Raw genomic sequence first — 22,498 nt, forward strand, 5'->3', positions numbered from 1 at the left:
GAGCATGTCTATCTGAACAATCGGACAAAAAAACGAACTATTCCAAATAAGAATTTATTGTTTCGCATAGGAATGATAAGGTACTCGTAATTCTTGAAGAGCTGTAATTGTTCATAATCTTTTCTGACGGAAGGCGGAATACACTCCGATAGCACCTTTTCTCTTTCCTTGTCGTGTTTTTCTTGCATCTTCTTGTCGGTGCTTATGCCATCCCACGAAAAATTTACAATGTCTATATCTACAAACGTTGGTTGTTCGTTGTGTAATCCAATAACTTCAAGGAAGAATTTCCAGTCGGAAACAATCTTTAAACTTTCGTCGTATAGTCCGTATTTGTCAAATAAATCTCGTCTGATGAAAGTTGCCTGATGCTTGATCGTTCCGGCGTAAAAATCGTATAAGGTAAGATCCCGACCTTTGTTTTTCACGGTCGATTTATGATCGCCCCAGTCATTGACTTGATTGCCGTTTATAAATGGGGAAGAATAATCTGTCTGCTCAAAAATATTTTGTAGAACATCGTCCGAAACGAATGAATCCCCCGAATTGAGAAAAAGACAATATTTTCCTTTAGCAAGTTTTATTCCCTTGTTCATGGCATTGAATATGCCGCTATCGGGTTCGCTGATATGTATATTTATGTTGGATGAATATTTCTTTATGACATCGGTGCTGCCATCGGTAGAAGCCCCGTCGATAACGATATATTCATAGGAGTGATAAGTTTGCCCAATAACGCTTTTGATAGTTTCTTCCAACCCTTTGGCGTTATTTAAATTGACAGTGATTATACTTAAAATAACTTTCATTCCGTATGCAAAAAAAGAAAAGTGGCGAAAGCCACCTTTCAAGGTCATGTATGTTTCTCAAAATTTATACAAACTCGTCTCCGAAGTTGTGCTTAACATCGGTTACAAACTGTCTGATGCGTTGCTCGTCTTCTTTTTTACAAATCAATAGAACATTGTCCGTATCGGCTATAATGTAGCCGTCAAGTCCCTGAACAACGGCTACTTTCCCTTTCGGAATGGCTGCTATATTTTCAGAACTGTCAAAAAACAGGGTGTTTCCTGCCAATGCGGCGTTAGCGTCATCGTCTTTAGGATTGGAAATATCATGCAATGATCCCCACGTACCTAGATCGGACCAACCAAAATTGGCCGCCATAACGTATACGTTAGATGCCTTTTCCATAACCCCATAGTCGATGGATATATTTGGCGATCGAGGGAACTGTTGCTCTATAAATTGCGTTTCTTCAGGTGTATTGAATAGTTCACATCCAGGGTCGAGAAGATTTGCGATGTCAGGCAGATGACGGTGAAACGCATCCATAATGGTGTTCACATTCCATATAAATATACCGGAATTCCATAAAAATTCGCCACTTTCGAAGAAGACTTTGGCTAGTTCAATATCTGGTTTTTCGGTGAAAACTTTTACTTTAGTGACATCATTTACTTTCTCTTCGCTCATTTGTATATATCCGTAGCCTGTTTCGGGTCGGCTCGGTTTTATACCAAGAGTCAGCAGGACTGGATTTTTTTCAACAAAGTCAAATGCCTTTTGTATGGTCGTTACAAATTCGTCTTCCTTTAAGATGAGGTGATCGGAAGGAGCAACAATAATATTTGCATTTGGGTTGATCGCTTTTATCCTGTACGTTGCAAAGGCTATGCATGGAGCGGTATTCCTTCTTACAGGTTCAAGTAATATTTGTTCGGAAGTCAACTCCGGCAATTCGTCTTTTACAAGGTCAAAATAGGCTTTGTTCGTAACGATTAATATATTTTCAACTGGAACTATTTTTTTTAGTCGATCGAAAGTTAATTGTAACAAAGATCTTCCGGTGCCAAAAAAGTCAAGGAACTGCTTTGGGCGGGATTCTCGACTAAAAGGCCAGAATCGGCTACCGATACCGCCACCCATAATTACGCAGTAATTGTTTTTATTCATTATGTATGTTTAGTAATAATATATAGTAATATGACTCAAAAATTTAATGTCAAAATTGTATTGTACAAAGAAAGCTATTTTTTTTCTTTAAAAAAAGAAGCATATTATTATTTGAAATAAATAATATTATTATATCTTTGCACACGCAATGCCCAGATGGCGGAATTGGTAGACGCGCTGGTCTCAAACACCAGTGGATTCATTTCCATGCCGGTTCGATCCCGGCTCTGGGTACTGAAAAAATGAAAGCCTAATTGATAGTCAGTCAATTAGGCTTTTTATTTTGAGGGATTGTTCCCAAATTGTTCCCAGACAGATTTTGAAAGATTTCGGGCTATGTCCACTTGGAGACAATATCAATAGTTTCATTCAATGGTATATACTTTTTCTCTATTTCATCTACTTTAACCACTATAGGCATTTCGGTAAGTTGTCCAGCGATGACGCAGACTCCAGTTGAGAGGATCGGCAACGATTCTTTTGACACTTTGTCTAAATAGTCACCCCTTAAAAAGCGGCTTTAAGTTTTTCACTTAATAAAATTGTCTGTATCCGTAAAATGATATAGGCAATTTTTTGTTTGTATTTATTCATTACCCTTTTGAAGTTGAATGCTGCCGCTGCCAACATGACGTTAATGGCATCACCAAAGTCTCCCTTGTAGAAGTTTCTCGATAATCTATGGTCTGTTTTCAAATGTCCTATTATTGGTTCTATAGCAGCTCTTCGCTTATGCGCTTTTCTTCGTTTTTGTTGTTGGTATTGATACAGTTTCTTAGAGAAAGGTTTAGGGATCAGTATTTGAGTTTCTTCTATTTGCGATCGTCCTTTGTATCCTCTATCCGCATATAGGTTTTTAGGACGTTTCCCCTTCAATCTTTCGTATTGCTCAAGAGCTTTATCCAAGGTATGTCCGTCATATTCATTGCCAAATGCCAAAGCTCCGACTATCACTCCGGTTGTCTGCGTATAAAGGATAGAGACCTTGTTGCCAAATTCATACTTCTTATGTTCTTTGCCTTTTGAAATACAGTGAACCTGAGGTTCGTGAAGACTGTAGATTTTATGCTTGCTGTTCCTTTGTTGCTTTAAAACCTGGCTGAACAATGCTAATGATTGTCTGTGTGGATGAGATGCGGGTAATTTGCGCTCGAGTTCCCGAACCAGTCGACCGGCAATAGTCTTTACTTTACGGTTGGCCTTGGCGGCTTTCTTTCTATTCTTCGGATGCGAACCAAAACGTTGATCGGGAAGCAGTCTCTTTAAGGTATGTGTATAGCTCTGGCGAAGTTCAATACCTTCTGTTTTAGCTATACCTTTACATTGGGAGATAATCTTACGATGCAACTTGTTATCGGTGGGATAGGTTATGTTCTTTTCCTGGACAGTCGTATCGGCTGAGATTGAACCTTCATCGCCATCCTTACCGTTGATGCGAATACTTTCTTTGAGAATCAACTCAACACCGGATTCCCCTATCCGATGACGAAAGTGTACTAGTTCTGATGATGCACAAGGATATTTGGGAACAAACTCCAGCTCTCCGCAAAAGTATTGGTAGTAGTTGTTTTCACTCCATTGTTCAACAACCGATTCATCCGAGAGGTTTCTAACATGTTTTAGTATCAGCAGACCAACCATCAACCGAATCGGTTTTGCCGGAGCCCCATTGTCTTGACTATAAAGAGAACTAAACTCACGATCAAACATAGCCCAATCTACTCTGTTTGCCAAAATATAAAGCGGATGACGTTGGTCTAAACTATCTTCCAATGAGAAGAACATACTTCTCTGAGAATCTTTTTTCGAAGGTAATAACATAAAATATCTGCAAGAATTATCAGATAAAGATACTAATTCTTGCAGATATAAACAAGAAATAATCAAACTAATATATTGTCAATCAAATAAATGAAATGCTTTTAAGGATAGACTAAATATGATATAGATCTGCCGACTTTATCAATATCTTCATCATTGACCAATCTATGGATAAAATAGTTGTGAAGCTGGGAAATGATTGTGGTAGATATATCTGATGGGCGCTGACTTGCAATTGTCATAAACACCCCAAATTTTCGCCCTTCCTTGATAATTTCCTCAAATACTTCAAGCCGATAATCTTTCCATGTATCACTTTCTCTACTTGATTGATAAGAGAGTATGTTGTGAGCTTCATCAATAATGATATTTAGATATGATAGGTCTTCTTCTTTTTTCTTTTTATGCTCATTGTATAGATAGCGGGTTATTAAGAGTGGTATCATCTTCTTCGCATCTTGATTGGTATCATTCAAGTTTATAGTAGCAATATTTTTGCCATCCCAAAAATCTCGATCATCAGTAAAGTCTATCAACTTCTCTATATCATTCACTACACTTTTTAGTTTATTGATGGCTGGAGCAATATGCTCGTTCATTGCCCTATTATTCAAAAGGTCTCTAATAAGTCTAAGATACATTATTTTGATGAACTTCTCAATAAAATTCGTAGGATCGGTATAAGCCCCTGCTTGCTGATAATAGAGAGTCTGCTTAGCAAATTCATGATTAGAATTTCCATTTTGAGAAATATCTCGAATATTATTCAAATATGCTTCCCCTCTCCCTACGAGATAATAATAGCGGTTGTTGTCATGAAAAGAAATATCACTTCTCAACTCTATTTCCTCTCCAGAATCCTCATCTATACGTTTTGGTACAATCTGTTCAACATAGTCTAAAAGAAGTTCTGCTTTGGGTTTATCAGCCATGCATAATATTTCGACAATACATTGTTTTAAATAATTCTTGAAATGAGTTTCATTGTTGATCCTTTTCGCAAGTTCAATACACCTACTAATAAATGGTCGTTGCGTCTTTTCTGTTGCACTGGCGAAAATACAAAGCATATCAAGATCAAGCAAAGATTCTTTTGGTAGAGGCAGTGTGTCTTTTTTTGAGCGGGTTGAAAGATTACATATTTTCTTGTTTGAGACCATTACATCTTTGCCTGAATACTCGCCATTGAAATCCACAAATAAGAATTTAGAGTTATTTGAAAAATTCAGATTATCTTTATATGATTCAAAGAGTTCTCTATATATCTTGGCGAGCGTATATGACTTTCCACTTCCTGTATTGCCAAAAACACCTATATGGCTTGAAAATAGTCTATTTACCCCTAAAGAGATTGGCATAAAGTTATCCGAGGATAATGTGCCTATTGTTATCGTCTTATCCGTGTCTTTACTAACAAATTTGTGAATTTTTACAAATTCTTCATTAGATAATAGATAGCACTCATTATCAATTAGGGGAAGTTCTTTCACTCCTTTAATAAATTTGTCTGAATCAAGGTAGCCTAGCAGACTAACACTTAAAATTCGATGTATTTTGTCCTCGCTTGAAGAATAATTGTTCCCATTTCGAGAAGTGTCTTCGGTAATATATTCACTTTCAACCTTAGCAATAATAGATGAGAAACCTTTGATGATTTTTATATAACCACCAACCGAGATATTTTTTACCAATCCACCTTTATAAATGATGTGGGAAAGATTTTTTTGTTTATCAACTCTTACTCTTACATCTCTTCCATTGACTGACAATACGCAGCCAATTCTAAATATAGACTGGTTGACAACTATCTCATTATTATTTGCCATAGTTGAAACTTACTGGAATCATGCGAGATATCCACTCAAAAACTTTATTTATTCCGCTAAAATCAAATTCTACAATATTGTCTATTCCAAACTTTTCCATCGCCTCTTTATTAGCAGAGTTAAAGTTGGTTGGTGTAAATATTACTACATTGCTATTCGATTTGAACTTAGTTTGATATTTTTCTTCATCGGCATCTGAATGAGCAAAAATTGCGACCAATAAAGTTGGATTTGTTCTTGTTGCTCGCTCTACTATGCTCGCGATATGTTCATCTCCAAAAGAAAAGCCCATTACCATCAGCAAAGAATTCTCTTTCTCGAGAGAATTAGAGAACATTCGCATTAAATCATAAAAATGGATATCTAAAACCGTTTCACTGAACTTTCTTTTGGTTGGATTCACAATAATCAGTTTCTCATACGCGTCAAAAAACTTTTTTAGTCGAGTTCCTACTTTTATTTTCTGCCCTCCAATTTTAGTCTTGGCATCTTCTATCATCTCGGAGAGACTATCCTTAAGAGAAATAAAAAAGTCATCTCCGATGATTGACAGCTCCTTAGAGATAGCGTCCACCAACTGAAGTCTTGAATCATTAAGTATTTGTCCGTATTCGTTCGCAGACCAATTTATTGAGCCATGCATCTTTAACAGATTGAAAACCGGTAGTTCAGTCGAGTTCTGAAAGTGGACACTGTTTTTAGTATATGATTTTTGGAAATTGCCTTCGTCAAAAATAGGCTTTACACTACCCTTGAAGCCATCATTCAATTCAACCTTGCATTTTTCAGCACTATTTTCAAAAAAAGTATCAATATTGGTTGTATATATGTTTAGCTGTTTAGCTAAGAGACTTCCGCCCCGATTATGAATTATCTGGTTCCACTGCTCAAGAAAAAATGAATATTGATCTATAACTTGCTGATAGATGCCAATATTTTTAGCTTTTTCTGAATCAATATTGGGATACATAACTTGGATAAAATACGACTTGTAGATTGATCCCTTAACAAGACTTTTTATGTTGTCGGACTCTTTGTTGTCATTCAGATCGGCTAACAACGTTTCTATATCTCCCAGTGTTGACAAGTATGGGCGAGACAAGCCAGAACCAATCAAAAAATTGATGTTGGCTGATTGAATAAACTCTTTCAGTTTTTCGATTCTCATCTATTATATGTTTAATTGTCAATAGTGGACATTATTTTGTTTGTCATTACCAACGCCTTTATTATGCGTTGATAGTGCATAATGTCATCATAGGCTAGTGTGCGCCCTTGTCTGTCTTTTAGCCATTTCTGGGCGGGCTGATAGCCGCCTATATAGAATTGCCATGCTGTTAGGGGTACATTGTCAAAATACTGTTGGTCATTTACCCATATCCGACCGCTCTGTTCATCAGGAAATAATTCCCAGCGTGGTTTACCTACAATATTATCTCCGGCAACAGGATATTGCGTGATAAGTTTCGATAAGGAGGGATGCTCCATCAAATGAACCTTACGAAGTTCGCCTCCAATGACAACAAGGCGATGAAACTCTTCCGCGTCTTGCGGATAAGGCACATATGGGAAGTCTGTTTTTAGAAATTCTTTGTATTTCTTGCGGTATGCCGGACTATGAAGGATGGCATAGATATAATCGAGTAAATCTATCGGAGCATATTTGTTAGTATCGCCACTTTTTTCTGCCTCAAATTCCAGCCCAACGCCTGTAGTTATCTTCTGAACGATCTTTAAGTCAAGGTTGGGAGTACGGGTAGTGTTAAGTAAGTCAGACTGTTGTGGATATAGATATAGAGGGAATATATATCCGGTCTCTTTTGTTTGAGAAGATATATTGCACATATCAGATAATAGCTTACTTACAAATACGTGCTGGAAATCGAATGATGATTGTTGTCTGCAGGTTATTAACGAAATATTGTCTTCCTTAAAAAGATGGTTTGCGATTTCGGCTCTAGGATAAGCGACAAATCCTTTAGACTTGCCAGTATAGAAAGTGTATCGCTCGTCAAAAGGCCTATACATAATCTTAATCGCTCTCGGATTATTTGATTTCAGGTCATTTTTTGCAGCATTAATAGTCCAATCTCGACCATCCATAGGTAGTTGTAAAATAGACCGTATATGCTCTGGGTCATTTAAAGCAAACACATTCTGTACATCACAGAGCTCTTGTTCTGTGAATTTTATGGTAATTTTATCTCGCTTTGTCTGAAAACCAGATACATTTAATACAAATAGTCTGTCTATTTTGAATCCTTTTTCATATTCTTTAATCAAAGAAAAGTCTTTGGGGACGAAAAAGTAGTATGGCGCAGAGATGGCTAACTCAGACCAGTTGATTGTATGTAAATTGCCGGCATTTAATACAGAGTATTTATCTTCTCGTTTGCCATAAAGATCATGATGAAAGACTTTTCCTAATTGTGTTGGTGCTTTTTCTCCGGTCTTTATGAAAATGTTGATTGAGACCCCCTGCATAATATCAAAGACATTTTCATCTTTGCTACCATCTAAGGCAGTCTCCTTTTTTTTCGTGCTACCGTGTAAGTCTATGATATATATCTTATCAAAAGTAGTGAGTAGAGATTTTCGCATCTGACGATGAGTTACTCCGTCAATAAAGCTATTATTAGAAATATAGGCTAAGACTCCCTCTCCATTTTCATCTATGAAATGCTGCCCATATCGAATAAACTTGATATAGTCGTCATCAAGATTGATCTTTCGTTCGTTCAGATTTTTCTTGTAGTCCGCAATGAGATTCTGAATCCATTCTCCTTTGTTGTTGCTACTCACACTATACGGCGGATTTCCCAATACTACCATAACGGGTGTGTTGCGTTTAATCTCGTTTGCACCATTGGCTTCGCGAGCGAGAAACTGAGCAAAGAGCGTTCCGGTGTCTTTGTGATACTCTTCCAATGAATTGGTAAGGAATACACGTAGGCGTTTGTTTTCTATCGCTTTATATCCAGTTTCAGTAAGCAGCCAATCCAACTTCAGATGCGCCATTGTATAGGAAGCCATCAATAGCTCAAATCCATTGAGGCGAGGAAGCAGATGTTCTTCTACATAACCCTGCCACATGCCGGTCTGTCCTTGAAACTTATCGTATATTTGACTTACAACTTCTGCCAAGAAAGTTCCTGTTCCTGTCGCCGGATCAAGTATCTGCACTTTGTGGGTTTCTACTTGTTCTTTCTTTTTATTATCAGTATAACGCTTATCGAGACTTTGTATGATGCTGCGCTCAATCTTGATTTTTGACGTATCTGCCAATCCCATTGGCAAGTCAAACTCTTGTTGTAAAATTTCATCTACAGCTCTTACAATAAAGCTTACTACTGCCTGTGGAGTATACCAAACGCCACGACTTTTTCTCAATTTTGGATCATAAGCAGAAAGAAAGTTTTCGTAAAAATGAATCATCGGATCGGTTTGCTGTGTCCGCTTTCCAAATCCTTTCATAACAGCTTGAATATCCGTGGCACGAAAAGTCTCGGCCAAGTCATCTACTATCCAACTGATTCGTTCGTCGAGATCATATCCGGCAACATTTTGAAACAGTTGCCGGAGAAATGGATTAGTTTTAGGAATCAGTGTCGCTGCTTCATGGCGAGAAAAGGTGTCGGGAGTAGAATCGTGCAAACGAGCCGCAAACATACCATAAGCAATAGTTTGAGCATATACATCGGCAAACTCTTTAGGGGTGATGTCATGAATCAAAACCTCTTTAAATGCATTCATCTGTCCTTCCAAGTTTCCTTCTATATCGCCTTGTGAAAAAGACTTTTCAATCACATCGGCTAATAATCGCGCCTTGCCCGCCATTATTTCAGCCAGCTTAGCCGAGGAGGTTATGCGTTGTGGTTTCGCATCACCAAAACGAGTTATCAGGTGAGTGAACTTATCGAAGTTTTCTTGCAGAGGAATAATCTTTTCACCTTTGAGCTCCGCAATACGGATGCTTTCAACAAACTCACCTTTTTCATACAATAAAAAGTCAAGGTAGTCGGTGAACAGGATATTATCTAACGAATTTTTATACCGAGTGAATTGTTCTTTATTCTTATTGCGACCGGTAAGGTCGGAATCGTTAATATCCTTTGCTTCAATAAACGCTACCGGGATATTATCCGTCTTTCGTTGCAGAATATAGTCAGGAGCTCCACAGGCTTGTCGCGCCGGTTCGTTAAGCACGATAAGATGGGGTAACATCGTTGCCAGAAGCTGTTGCAAAGCAGGTCGATAGGTGTGTTCACGTGCAACTCCAGATTGGTATTACCTTTGTAACTCTTCGATATACTGTTTTATGTTCATTTTCAAATTGTTTTACTTGCTTACAAATTTAATGAATATTAGGCAAATGGGAACAACAATAATGAAGAACCTTTGTTTTTAGCAACTTATGTTGTTTTCTTACTCTATACTTGGCAGCCAAAAAGAAGGTTATGTGCTCTTGCTATATCTTCAGGGTCTATTACACTTAATAAATATATTATATGCTCAAAAATTGGTTATCCTGCTAATAGAATTTCGTTACCTTTGACCATGGTTAGTATGTTCGTAGTGTAGCATTATAACACTTTGTAGAATAGTATAATAAGATTAATCGTATGATTTGTAGGTTACAAGACCCCGAAATAATAGAACGCAATCCTTTTCAGAATTGTAAATTAGGACGTGAAAAGTATGCTAGAATATTAACACAGATAGTTTCTTCTTACACAAATGGTTGTGTCTTGGCTATCAATGGGGAATGGGGAAGTGGAAAAACAACATTTATGAAAATGTGGCGTCAATACTTGAATAAAGAGAATTTCAAAACGCTATACTTCAATGTGTGGGAACACGATTTTGTTTCAGACCCTTTAGTCGGCTTAATAGGGGAGTTGCAAGAATTAGAACTCAAAGAGAATGTTAAAAGCAAGTTAGCGACCGTTATTGCTACTGGCGGAAAAATTTTTACCAGCATCGTTTCTGCCGCAACTACCACTGCAGTAAAGAAATATTTAGGAGATGAGATAGGTGATGTTCTTAAAGCCGGAATAGATGCATCTTCTGATTTATTAAAAAAAGAATTAGATACTTATAAAGAGCAATGCAACTCAATAAAAGAATTTCGCAATGCATTGATCGATCTTGTTGATTCTTGTAATGAAGGTAAGCCCTTAATATTTATGGTGGATGAATTGGATAGATGCAATCCGGCTTATGCGGTAAAAGTCCTCGAAAGGATCAAACACCTTTTCTCTATTCCCAATATTGTATTTGTTTTATCGATCGACAAGAAACAGCTATGCAGCTCCATCCGAGGATACTACGGCAGTGACTCTATCAATGCGGAAGAATATCTCAAACGCTTTATAGATATAGAATATGCTTTGCCAGAGCCAGATATAGACAAATTTTGCGCCTATCTTTTTGATGTGTATGACTTTGATGCTTTTTTCGAAAACCCTCAACGTTTATCTAATTTTAGAGATAGAGAAGAGGGTGAGAGTTTTGTAAAAATGTCCAAAATTATATTTGCTCAGATGCATCTTAATTTAAGGCAAATGGAAAAAATATATGCGCATATTCGTCTAACGCTACAAACAATTCAAACAAATAGCTATTCTCAACCTGGTACGATTTTACTTTTGCAATACTTCCGTATATCCTACCCTGATTTTTATCACTCTTTACTTACCAAAAAAATAACGATACAAAAAATTGTTCAATTTTTAGAAGAAAAGTTGCCTGCCAGACTTCTTTCCTCATCAGACGTATACGATACCAATTCTCGTTTTGTTATCTTCGAAATTGCAAAGCTCTTGTCTTGCTATTCGATTGATAGTAGAGGATTTAAAACTTATGAACTTCTAACCAAAGACGCAGAACCAGCATTAACATTTAAGTTGAATGTAATAAATAACGACCTTCTATTGGGTGCTGTAAAACATTATGAAGAAAGAGGAGCGATAATAGGTGGTATATTTGATCTGAGTATAATAATTCAACGCATTGAGTTATTATTTGAGCTTCAAGAACCAATACAAGTATAAGCAAGACTGCAAAATACAGTCTTGCTATTTTAGTATGAGCTATTAGCATGACAGAAAAGAGTTAGTGGTTATTTTGTTTCAAATTCTCCGCCTCACGACTAAGTCGTTCCGCCTCTTGTTCTTTCAATCTCGCTTTTTCCAAACGCTTGGCTTCTTCCAATACTGCTTTCTCATGTTGCTCTACTTGCTTTCGGATAATTTTTACACTATCTCGCTTATAGTCAAATATATTTTCCAAATAGCCTATTTCACCCGACGTTATTTCTCCTTGCATCTTAACATAGCGATATTTTAGGTCGTTATCTTTGTACATAGCCATTTCCTCTCGTTGGTAGTATATAACAAACATACATACAAGCAAGGCAACACCTATACCGATTACACTAAAGAAGATTTTGTTCGAGGCAATGCTGAATATATGATGGCATTCTGTTTTTGTAGGCTTGCGAACCTCTTCGACTGTTTCTTGTAGCTTATCTGTCAATTCGTTTATGACGGATAAGTCCGGTAATTCTATTTCGGGTTGAATAACGGTAGGAGTATTATCGTTCCCCTTTTTAATCAGTTTCTTGATTTCTTCAAAAAGCGTGTACACTTCGTTTATCTCTATATTTCTCATTCTCTTACTGTTTAATTTGTTAATACATTTACATTTGTCGTCCGAACTTTCGTTTTGGTTTCTTCTTTAATCGCTGCTGGCGAAGATATTCTGCCTCATTCTCATCGTATCCGCTTCCGGGCTGAATATCAAACAATCCACCCAAAGCAGAACCGACTGATCCGATTGTTGATACAACGGCATTACTGGTCGAGTGGGATTGTTCCTGACTTTGGCTTGCCGACTGACTGCGGGCATTTTGTTCCAACTGATAATCAATTTTCGAGTAACTAAACATCTTATCTACTTTTGAACCATTAAACAAATAGCCGTTTTTCTCAAACCGAACTCCCTGTACTTCATCGGAATCTCCTTTGGTTTTGAACTCGGTTTTTATCCCTGCCTTTTGCAGTTCATTCGTCAATTGTTTCCAGTTCTTACACTTTGGTACCAATGTTTTAAGAGAATTATATATCTCGTATTTGGTTTTATCCGGTTCTTTCAAGCGATGTTCTTTTACGTTCTCTTTGCCGGTGGCGAAGTATAAACTGTATTTCTCGGTCAGTTCCTTGCAGATCTTCTCGCTTCGGAAACGATCGTTGCTATCTGTAATTGTTTTGCCGTTATTATCCACCCGGTTATAAACCAAATGGATGTGCGGATGCTCCTTGTCGAAATGCCTCGCAATAATATATTGTGTATTCACTATACCCATTTGTTTCATATAGTCGTGAGCAATCTGTCCCATCAGTTGATTGGATATCTTATCTTTGTCCTGTGCAGAAAAGTCTAACGAGATATGGCACACCGGCTTTGCCACACGGCTATTCAAGCTCGCTTGGGCTACGAAACTCTGAACGATGGAAGCTTTGCTTTTCATGCGAAGCCCGTCAAAATCGACAATCTCCGTATTCTTTTGCTTGTCAAGGATATAATTGACCACACCCTTGAACGCTTTACCTTTTACTATTTTTGCCATCATCTTCAATCATTTCAATTACGTTATCAATCTTATCTGCCAGATAGAGGTATTCATGTCGAGTACTGGTATAGCCTTCGGCGTTAGCTCTTCTGGCAATCTGATTCAGGTTATTCCCCATACCTGATAGCTTTCGAATATAATCGTTCAGTTCAGGTGTTAACCGGGGACAAATTTCACTCCCGGCTATACACTGACGAACGAAATCACTTCGGCTAATTCCTGCCGATTTGGCTTTCGTTTTTAACGAAAAGTATTCGCGAGAATCCATTTTAACGCTGACCATATAGGTGCGTTTTTCGCCTAATCCTTTAGTGGGGCGACCACCTGTTTTTCTCGGTTTTTTATCTTCCATTTTAAATTGCTATTTAACTATTAGACCAGCGGGATTTCCTCCCATTTTGGGGAGCAAGTGGCGTTTTGGTATGACCAAAACATAAACTTGCTCCGCTAAAAATCGCAGATTTTCCATTAGAGTCTAAATCCGGTCTTTTTACGAGGATTTACCTTCTTCTTTGAAGAATTGTCAAGCACTAAACTAAATTCTTCCATTAGTGTTTTCAAGGCAGGATTACGTTTAATCATGTCTTGAAGGATTGCCGTAGGCTGTTTCGCCTCAAGTAGGAAATCTGCAATATCGTACCCCTCTTTCTGTTGCTCCGGCGTTGCTCGTTTCTCCAGAAAATCGAAAATTTCGACCTCTATGTTTAGGCTCTTCATCTTGTTTGCTTTCACTTGCCAATCCTCCCACGCTCCTAAATCTGGAAATAGGATTGTCTTTCTACCTTTAAGAATCTGCAAGTTTTCATCATTGAAACAACCATGCTTTCCTCCGGTAGCGATCCATTGGAATTGGGGCATATAGTAAGAAGAGATTAATGCAGTCTTTTCGCTTTCTACAATCGCTACCGGCAGGTTGGATTGACTGGCGAGCAGGTGTTCGCCAAAGAAGCATTGTTTTAGATTGAAGTTCTCTTGCTTCAGGAGCGAGTGTACCCATGTGATATGATTATATGGATATTTAACTCGCTTTCCGGTCTCCGGATCGTATAGCATTACTTTTCCTGTGCGCACTCTTCCGGCAATATCCATTTGCCAGAAAACTGTTGCTCCGTCCCAATGCTTAGCGGAACCGACCTTGTATTTTATCATCAACTTCGTTGCTTCATCTTCTCCCAGTTGAGAAGATAGAAATTGAAACAACTTGTTTTGCTGGTAATGACCAAGCGAGGATGCCACTAAGTTGCTATCGATGAAGCTTGGTTCTTTTTCTTTCACGGGAGGGTAGTTTTTGGGTATTATTGTAGGATGATAATCAATAAACTCCTCTCGTCTATCCGGATTCTCCTCAAAATATTGCTTCGGAGTGAAGTGGTATCCACATTTTTCTTCCCGGTCGCATCTACCCACATGATTTGGAAGCGAAACTTTATTTTCGGTATCGATGTAGCGAGAAAAACACTTCTTTTGTTCACAAGCCGGGCAGGTGTGCCGCGTTGCGATTCCTTTATAGGGTTCTAATATATATCTATAGCTCATTATGTTTTTTACATTTTGTACACTTTCCGCATTTCTCGAAAAACAGAACTGTAAATCAATGCTTTACTTTCTTTGATATGTGCGTATCGGTTTACACAACCTCGCACTTTAAGTATGGTAAAAGCATAAAAAAGCGGAAAAGTGGATTGTTTTGCAAATTATTATATACCTGAATGTCTTTGATTTAGGATCAAAAGTGTAGAGAATGTGGAAAATGCGCTAAAGCAATTTCCGGTATCGTCCATGTCTGTAGTTATCAAGCAAGCCATCCTTGAAATCACTAAGCATACGTTTGAAGCTATCTGCTGATATCGAAAACTGAGAAGCGACTTGTATTCCTTCCGCTGTAGAGAAGTCTGACGGAAGTGCATTATACAATCGTTGTTTGTCGGAGGGAAGCTGCTCCAAAGTTGCAGAAGAGGCAACGATTTGTTGAACTTTACGTGCGGTCTTCTGATAATAACCGACCAACTTGATAGCCCCCTCCACACTGACTAAATCAATAGAATCTTTAGAGGCTTCTCCACAGAGCCAGCGAGCAACTTGCAAGATCAGGCAAAAACGAATGGCATATATTTCCAATTTACTGTAAATACCCATCAACGTCTCGTTGATTTCTCGATTACATTGATCCGTATTCTCTCGTTGCCAGTCGTAGAGTCGCTTCCTGGCATCTTCTTGAAAATATAACTCAACAGGAATTATATCGCCATTGTCATCGGTGAGGTATTCCTGATTGATAAGTTTCTGCATCAGGTTATTCCAAGTAGGGATTACATGCCGAGATAACTGGTGATCGCTCCAATACTGCTTCTCTAAATTGTTTGGTAACACAAATAGAATGCGGTCTAAAAAACCGTTTTGATTACGTTCGCCTTTCGCCATCTCTCTCAATACTCCATGCTGAATGGTGCCAATTACGCCAATGAAGGAGTTTTTGACTGATACAGAGTTTTTGGATCCACGTCGATCCAAAATAATGGGCTTCCCATTATAAAGAGAGAGCCAGAACTGCTCCTCAGAACCCTTTGTGTAGCGATTGAAGTTCTTAAACCAAGAAGCTAACTCGTCCGTGTATAAACAAATTCCTCTTTTGTTATTTTCGTGGATGAAGGCAAGGCTTTCAGGAGTAATGTCTGAAACAACAAACTTTTTCAGAACGGGTTCGTTTGGCAGTTCGCTAATTCCTTGCTCCTCACGCTCTTTCCGACTGAGATAAAGAAGCTGTTCGTATTCCTTAATCTCTTTCTTAAACGCAACTCCATTCTTTGCGTCATGTTCAAACAAAGGATGAAAAGCAAAGCTAAGTGGATGGCTTTTGTTTACTCCCGGACGACCAATCAATGCAGTATATAGAATTGCTCGTTCTGTCCAGCCTTCCTTCAACTTGGCAACATGCGTATTCCCAATTCCAACTGATAGTACAAAACAAAGTGATGCTGCAATGTAATCAATGGGATAGTTGAGACATTCTCCTGTCGCATAGACAATATCCTGAATCTGATGTGGGAACACTTGAACCGGATAATCTGAGCCGTACATCTTTCCTTTACAATGTAGAGCTTCGTGGATGATGCCCTCTGCTGTAATTTTATTGGTTTCCATCACTTGCCCTCTCTTTCTCCGAGAATTTTCCGAATATCAGACATTCTATATCTGACCTTATTCCCGATTTTGATAGTTTTCAAGTAATTCTTTTTGTTCCAATGCCACAAGGTAGCATCACATACACCGCAAATTTCCTTTACCTCTTCTTTGGTAAGGTATTTTTCCTTTCGAGCTTCAGCGATCTCCAAAGAGAGCTCATTCTTTGCTCGGTTGATTAAATCGTTGGAGAAGTTAAGCAGGTCTTCTCCGGTTACTTCCAGTTTGATACTGGCATGCTCATTCTGAATAATGGATAATATATTCTTCATTTTATGTCAGCCTACCGAGGTTGAAACTTTCTTTTCCGGCAGGATTACAAAAAGAAAGCCGCTACCCGACCAATGGATAGCAGCCACAAAAATATATCAAATAAAATCTGAATATCAATGATTTAAGGCTCGTTAAATTCGCGCAATGACGGAACGAATTAAACGAATTTATTTGGATAGAATATCTTTTATCTCGTCAATGTAAGTACGGTTTTCTTTTAGGTCTTTCACTCTTGTTCCTCCTACAAGGTCGGTAAGTTCTCTATATGCCTTCTGTATTCCTCTTTCGGGAATAATATGGATGTTTGTGTCTTGATACTGTTTGTGTAAGGCATCTCTAAATGCTTTTATACCACCCGGCTTTGACAATCGTAGTTCTTCTAATGCGATTTTCAGACAAGCAATATCCCGCTGGCTATGGCTATTTCGAAGAAAGTCTTCGATGGCCTGAATTAACTCTTCTGGCAGTATTTGAGTATCGGGTCTCCTTCCTGCTGTTTTCTTTTCAGCGATAGCATCATCCATTGCCCAATCCATGACATTTTCACTTTCTGCCAGCTTCATCAACTCTCGATGCTTTTCCCAATCTGCCTTTGTTCGCAGTCCTAAATTAATAGATCGAGCTATGACTAATTTGATAACAGGCGAAATGACAATTTTTTCGGCAAAGGTCGTCTCTGGATTACGCCGTATCTCTTCACCACGTTCCACCATCCGTTCAAAGCTCTTTCCAAAGTAAAGCCATGAAAGCATTGCTGGCACAATAGATTCTGGAGAAGAGTTCTCAAATTCGTTTATCAAGGACTCTGCAAGATTGTTTTCAGAAAAGAGAGTTTCTATATCAGAAACATCTTCTGTTGATGCCTGGTTAACTCTTTTTCGAATGATCTTCTGATACTTCGGCACCAAAGAGAAAGCCTTTGTAAGAATTTGCTGGTAACCGGCATTATCCTTTCGGTTCATCTCTTCCTCAAAGCAATCGTACTCTTCCGGGTGGGAATCCATCCAGTCCTTTATGCGTTGTTTGAAGTTGTTGAAGTCTTGTTGGCTCATTTCCTCAATTATAATTTTCTAATAACCTTCAACATCTTCTCTTTTCTTTCCAATGTTCCAATTATTCTCATCAAGTTGTTTTATTTCGAGCCCAATTTTCTCTATATCTTCTTCCAGCCGTTTGTGAAAACAACTTTCACTGTCGTCCCCAGAAATTAACCAGTCAATTCTTTGAGCATAAGCAGCTGCTAATTTGCATAGACGAACTCCTTCTTTAAATTCTTTTAGTGTTTCACCTGAATATCGCTGCCAACCTTCCGGCCGCTCTTTTATGGTTCCGTTCTCCCCATAACCATAGCTTACTCCATCAGGATAATCTTCATATCCCTCTTTGTTCTTACGAATTTCATCTAATATCTCATCTGCAATTGTATTGATGCGATATTGTTGGTAATCAAAATGACCTCCTGACATGGTTTTATTCTATTTATTGGTTCTCGTCTTCTTGACTTAATTCTTTCTCAATCTCTTCGATAGAAGGGAGCGAAGATTTGAAATTTTCCGGTAACAGCTTGGAAAATGTGTATTCTGAAATTCCTATCGGCTGACTACTGCTTTTCAGTGAGTACTGGGCTTCGATATCATCTTTTGTTTTACAAATAAGCAGTCCAATCGTTGGATTGTCAATGTCTTTTTTAAGTTGATTGTTAATGGCTTCTATATAATATCCGAGTTTACCTGTATGTTCAGGTTCAAATTCTTTAACTTTTAACTCCACTACTACATAACAGCGCAGTTCTAAATGGTAAAATAGCAAATCAATGTTTCGTTCTCTACTACCGACTTTAATAGGGTACTGCCTTCCAAGAAAGGCAAAGCCTTGTCCAAGCTCCAGTAAGAACTTTGTGATATTTGTAACCAAGGCATCTTCTAATTCTTTTTCCTTATAATCATCTGCGAGAGTGAGAAAATCAAAATTATATGGATCTTTCAGAGTTTCTCTTGCCAGATCACTCTGAACATCAGGAAGTAATCGACCAAAGTTGTTGATTGATTTTCCTTGTGCCTGATACAGACTAACATCCATGAAATTCATCAACATGGCTCTGCTCCATCCATTTTTGATAGTTTTTTGAATATAAAATAAGGCTTCTTGCACAGATTTACATTTATCAATAAGGAGTTTTTGGTGTCCCCAAGGAATCGAAAACAATGGATTGTCAAATTCAGCCCCAGCTTGGGGGTAAACTATATTGTTCACATTATCAGCGATTTGAATTTCTCCCCCAGCTTGGGGGTGGATTTTATCGGAAAGTTGCTGGTTAGATTGATATTCCTTCGTGTAAAATTGATAAAACCGCTTGCAATAATTTAAGTTAGTAACCGAGAATCCTTGCATACCGGGAAATTCTTTCTTCAATTCTTTACTTAAGCGAGTATAAAAGCTACTTCCCCATACTGCATCCATCTGGCGGACAACTATATCCTGCCCTAAATCCCAGTACAGTCGCAACAATTCAGAATTAACCTTAACTGCTGCTCTTAGTTGGCTTTGGCGGATTCTGCCTTTCAAATCCACTAGCCATTGCTTAAATTCCGAATCTTTTGTTATATCTGTACTCATAATTATTTCTTCTGTTTTTCAACTGATTAATCCAACAAATTTACTAATTCTTTTTTCATTTCCTCGTCTATCTCTCGATAACGGCTAAAAGCTTTGCTTCCTTCCTTGTGTCCGCTCAACGCTCCGATCAGATTCGGGTCTTTCACTTTCTTGTAGATATTCCCGATGAATGTCCGCCGAGCCATGTGGCTACTGGCGACTTCATATAGCGGTTTCTTAACTTCTTCATTTGTGAGTGGGTCAAGAATAGTAACGATTCTGTTTACCTCTGCCAGTTCAAAGGCTTTCTTTATGGCATCATTGTATTTCTGCTCTGAAATGAATGGGAGAAGTTTACTCCCTTCATGATCCTTATACTTTTCCAGTATAGCTTTTGCTTTGTCGTTCAAAGGAACTCTTACCGTCACCGGATTCCCTTCTTTCGTCTTTCGAGGGATATACTCTATCGCACCGTTGATTACATTCTGCTTTGTCATCCGATATAAGTCACCAACCCGACAACCTATCAAACTTTGAAAGACAAATATATCTCGTTGGATTTCTACTTGTTTATGGGCGGATAGGTCTTTCTCATATAGTTTATCTCGCTCCTCCAACGTGATGTAAACAGGAGTACCGTATGTGCATTCTTCAATTCTGAAATTGTCAAATGGCCTGTTTGCGGTTTTCTTTTTCTCATAACACCACAGGAAAAAGGTTCTTATCCTGCAAAAACAATCAATCAGCGTGTTTCGTCCTCTCGGCTTCGGTATCCGTTTTTCTGGGATTTGCTCATAAATAGCCGGATACAACTCATAATATTTGTGCTCATTCTCAAAGAAATTCCAAATGTCTTGTAGTGTATCGGGAGTGACATTGTCAATGTCCAACACAAAAGACTTCTGTCCTCGTCTGGTCGCTCTTACGTATAACTCATAACGAAGTAATGCTCTCTTGACTACTCGGAAATTTTTCTGCCTGACCTCGGAGAGTTTATGCTTCAAGAGAAAATCATCCATAAGCTGCTCAAAAGTAAGTTTCGTTTCTGCTTCTACCTCTTCTTGGGTTTTGTATTTGTCGGGATGGTGGTAGCGGTCGATTATTTCGCTCAACCATTCAGCATCGGCATCTTCTGTATAATTCTGAGTGATGAGAGATATGATACTTTGAATATCATTTCTCAACTTCATTTTCATATCATCGCCTATCAAGGCAACCCGATCTTTGTAGCCTTGCTTCTCCGGGCTCCAGTGGTTCGGGTTGATCGTCAATTCGCTTGCCGATTTGAAATCCTTATTTTTATCTCGCAAACGGAAGTAGATGGTCGCTTGAGTATCCGTATCATTCTTCTTAGCGGTCTTTCTTAGAAATGCAGAAACCTTCATAAATCAATGATGTTATGTTTGGTACAAAGATATTGATTTGTTCCCAAATTGTTCCCATACATCCTAAACTTATTTCAATCTCTCTAAATTCGATTAAACAACCAGGCCGTTATAACGCATTTAATATCAGTCATATAAAACCGCAAACTTGTGAATTGCAAGAAGTCTACAATGTTCCCAATTTAACTATTTCACCCCCGGCTCTGGGTACGAAGTGGGAAAAACTCGAATTATTTGAGTCTTTCCCATTTTTCTTTCCCTGCAATTCGTTGGTCTGCTGATATATTAACTCCAATACTGAATTAAGTTCATTGGTTCGATGTGATTTTCCATCAAATACGATTTTTTGAGGAAACATTGAACTTATCAGCTTACATTTCACTTCAACTTTTGCATCTCTAATATAGCTATCCATATTGGAAATCAGGTGTATTGAGTAATCCAACTTAGGTTCAATATTGGTGTGGTTAGGGGTTTTCATAAAATCAATCTTTTTTTCTAACTCCTGTTTTTCTTTTATGCATCTATATAGCAATCTATCATACATAGGCTTGTCTATTTCATTAAGTAGATATTTATCATCAAGAGTATCTATTTTGCTATTTACTTTTTCAATTTCAAGAAGAAAGTTATTTACTCCTTTTTGTGTATCAATAGATTGTTCATTCTTCAAATCACTTAAAACTTTCTTATATAAATCTAAAACTGTTTTATTGGGTTTTAGTGTTGCTGTATATTTAGCAAATTCTTCATTTGCCTTATCTGCTCTGCATCTAAAATGTTTACCAACCTTGCTACAATTATAGTAATAATATACTCCACCATTACCCTTACTTGGTGCACCTGTTAAAGATGTACCGCAAACAGGACAAGCTAAATGTTTTCTTAAAAATAAATCTGGATGAATTTTTTTTGATAGTTTGGGTAATGATTTCTTTTTACCATCAATAACCTCTTGTACTTTATAAAAGGTTTCTGTGTCAATAATGGCATCATGATTACCATCAACATAATGAGCTAATATTAATCTTTTATTTGCTTTATCATAGAAATCTTTAACAAAAATCTCCCCTATATAGAAATGGTTTCTCAACATACTCATAAATGAATTTTTGTTGATTTTAAAACCTTTTCTTTCAAATTGTTTTCTAATGTAGCTTGGGCTTTCTGTACCCTTAGCAACTTGTGCAAATATTTTCACAATAATAGGCGCAACTTTTTCATCAACTATGACATACTTATTCTCTTTGTCAATGAAAATGTTTTTATAACCTCTTGGGGCTTTATTGGTACACTTTCCTTGCTCTGCACTTTCATGTATACCATTTCTTGTTCTATCAGATATTTTATTAACCTCCGCTTCTGCATTTCCTATGTAAATTCCTAACATTGTTGGAAAATCAGATGAATTATTATCTAATGGATTTACAATAGAATTTACCTCTATTTCTAGTTTCTTTAATTGTCTTATATTAGTTAAAGCATATTCCAAATTTCTTGAATATCTATCCCATGTATAGAATAGAATTGCATCAACTTCATTCCTGTGAGACTTTAAGAAATTCATCATGTTTTTTATTTTAGGTCTTTTGGAAAATGTTTTACCACTGAAATCTTCTCTATAACACTCCATAATGTTATAACCATTTCTTTTACAATATTCTCTTAGCATATTTTCTTGAAAATCAAGACTTGTGCCTTTTGCCTGTTCATCACTACTTACTCTACAGTATATTACTACGTTTATATATTTATCTATCATAACCTTCTAATTAATTTAAGTTGCTACTTAAAATTTTCTAATAAAAAAGGCCAATCCATTACTTTTG

Annotated in this window: 17 protein-coding genes, 1 tRNA gene and 1 pseudogene; 2 read left to right on the forward strand and 17 right to left on the reverse strand. The window is 37.6% G+C overall.

Annotation, left to right across the window (positions count from 1 at the left end; all coding sequences use genetic code 11):
* Positions 1–8: 8 nt before the first annotated feature.
* Positions 9–857, reverse strand: a complete 849-nt coding sequence (locus D0T56_RS11645; protein WP_163320334.1) for a glycosyltransferase family 2 protein — start codon at positions 855–857, stop codon at positions 9–11.
* A 16-nt stretch (positions 858–873) separates the two neighbouring features.
* Positions 874–1,956 (reverse strand): mannose-1-phosphate guanylyltransferase, encoded by a 1,083-nt coding sequence (locus D0T56_RS11650; protein WP_255491165.1) that lies wholly within the window; start codon positions 1,954–1,956, stop codon positions 874–876.
* Between the two features lie 150 nt (positions 1,957–2,106).
* Here D0T56_RS11650 and D0T56_RS11655 point away from each other — a divergent pair.
* Positions 2,107–2,190, forward strand: a tRNA-Leu gene (locus tag D0T56_RS11655).
* A gap of 357 nt (positions 2,191–2,547) precedes the next feature.
* On the opposite strand, the pseudogene D0T56_RS11660 reads toward D0T56_RS11655, so the two are convergent.
* The 4 genes and pseudogenes from D0T56_RS11660 to D0T56_RS11675 all read right to left on the reverse strand — a co-directional run.
* Positions 2,548–3,777 (reverse strand): annotated as a pseudogene (locus D0T56_RS11660) (IS5 family transposase); the annotation flags it as partial.
* A 101-nt stretch (positions 3,778–3,878) separates the two neighbouring features.
* Positions 3,879–5,603, reverse strand: a complete 1,725-nt coding sequence (locus D0T56_RS11665; protein WP_163320336.1) for an ATP-binding protein — start codon at positions 5,601–5,603, stop codon at positions 3,879–3,881.
* Positions 5,593–6,771 carry an SIR2 family protein gene (locus tag D0T56_RS11670; RefSeq protein WP_163320337.1) on the reverse strand — a complete coding sequence of 393 codons (1,179 nt, stop codon included), beginning with the start codon at positions 6,769–6,771 and terminating at the stop codon, positions 5,593–5,595. Before D0T56_RS11670 ends, D0T56_RS11665 begins: the two co-directional genes overlap by 11 nt.
* 11 nt (positions 6,772–6,782) lie before the next feature.
* Positions 6,783–9,827, reverse strand: a complete 3,045-nt coding sequence (locus tag D0T56_RS11675; protein ID WP_163320338.1) for a type ISP restriction/modification enzyme — start codon at positions 9,825–9,827, stop codon at positions 6,783–6,785.
* A 398-nt stretch (positions 9,828–10,225) separates the two neighbouring features.
* On the opposite strand from D0T56_RS11675, the gene D0T56_RS11680 reads away from it, so the two are divergent.
* Positions 10,226–11,656, forward strand: a complete 1,431-nt coding sequence (locus tag D0T56_RS11680; protein WP_163320339.1) for a P-loop NTPase fold protein — start codon at positions 10,226–10,228, stop codon at positions 11,654–11,656.
* A 61-nt stretch (positions 11,657–11,717) separates the two neighbouring features.
* Here the strand turns inward: D0T56_RS11680 and D0T56_RS11685 are convergent, their stop codons facing one another.
* From D0T56_RS11685 to D0T56_RS11735, 11 genes are all read right to left on the reverse strand, one after another.
* On the reverse strand, positions 11,718–12,275 hold the full coding sequence (locus D0T56_RS11685; protein ID WP_163320340.1) for a hypothetical protein: 558 nt from the start codon (positions 12,273–12,275) through the stop codon (positions 11,718–11,720).
* Positions 12,276–12,303: 28 nt separating this feature from the next.
* Positions 12,304–13,236 (reverse strand): relaxase/mobilization nuclease domain-containing protein, encoded by a 933-nt coding sequence (locus tag D0T56_RS11690; RefSeq protein ID WP_163320341.1) that lies wholly within the window; start codon positions 13,234–13,236, stop codon positions 12,304–12,306.
* Positions 13,211–13,588, reverse strand: a complete 378-nt coding sequence (gene mobC, locus D0T56_RS11695) for a plasmid mobilization relaxosome protein MobC (RefSeq protein WP_163320342.1) — start codon at positions 13,586–13,588, stop codon at positions 13,211–13,213. The genes D0T56_RS11690 and mobC overlap by 26 nt, the downstream gene beginning before the upstream one ends.
* Before the next feature lie 116 nt (positions 13,589–13,704).
* Positions 13,705–14,772, reverse strand: coding sequence for a DUF6371 domain-containing protein (locus tag D0T56_RS11700; RefSeq protein WP_185153880.1), 1,068 nt, complete (start codon positions 14,770–14,772; stop codon positions 13,705–13,707).
* A gap of 219 nt (positions 14,773–14,991) precedes the next feature.
* On the reverse strand, positions 14,992–16,287 hold the full coding sequence (locus D0T56_RS11705) for a DUF3987 domain-containing protein (RefSeq protein ID WP_370458803.1): 1,296 nt from the start codon (positions 16,285–16,287) through the stop codon (positions 14,992–14,994).
* An 89-nt stretch (positions 16,288–16,376) separates the two neighbouring features.
* Positions 16,377–16,688: an AlpA family transcriptional regulator gene (locus D0T56_RS11710; RefSeq protein WP_163320344.1), complete on the reverse strand. Its 312-nt coding sequence runs from the start codon at positions 16,686–16,688 to the stop codon at positions 16,377–16,379.
* 168 nt (positions 16,689–16,856) lie between these two features.
* On the reverse strand, positions 16,857–17,741 hold the full coding sequence (locus D0T56_RS11715; protein ID WP_163320345.1) for a DUF6043 family protein: 885 nt from the start codon (positions 17,739–17,741) through the stop codon (positions 16,857–16,859).
* An 18-nt stretch (positions 17,742–17,759) separates the two neighbouring features.
* Positions 17,760–18,155, reverse strand: coding sequence for a hypothetical protein (locus D0T56_RS11720; protein WP_163320346.1), 396 nt, complete (start codon positions 18,153–18,155; stop codon positions 17,760–17,762).
* Positions 18,156–18,168: 13 nt separating this feature from the next.
* A complete protein-coding gene (locus tag D0T56_RS11725) occupies positions 18,169–19,305 on the reverse strand; it encodes a YhcG family protein (RefSeq protein WP_163320347.1) in 1,137 nt (378 codons plus the stop codon).
* 26 nt (positions 19,306–19,331) lie between these two features.
* Complete coding sequence (locus D0T56_RS11730; RefSeq protein ID WP_163320348.1) at positions 19,332–20,669, reverse strand: site-specific integrase; 1,338 nt, start codon at positions 20,667–20,669, stop codon at positions 19,332–19,334.
* 166 nt (positions 20,670–20,835) lie between these two features.
* Positions 20,836–22,431, reverse strand: coding sequence for a recombinase family protein (locus D0T56_RS11735; protein WP_163320349.1), 1,596 nt, complete (start codon positions 22,429–22,431; stop codon positions 20,836–20,838).
* Positions 22,432–22,498: the final 67 nt, after the last annotated feature.

The organism is Dysgonomonas sp. 520 (genome assembly GCF_010501095.1).
Lineage (GTDB): Bacteria > Bacteroidota > Bacteroidia > Bacteroidales > Dysgonomonadaceae > QVMP01.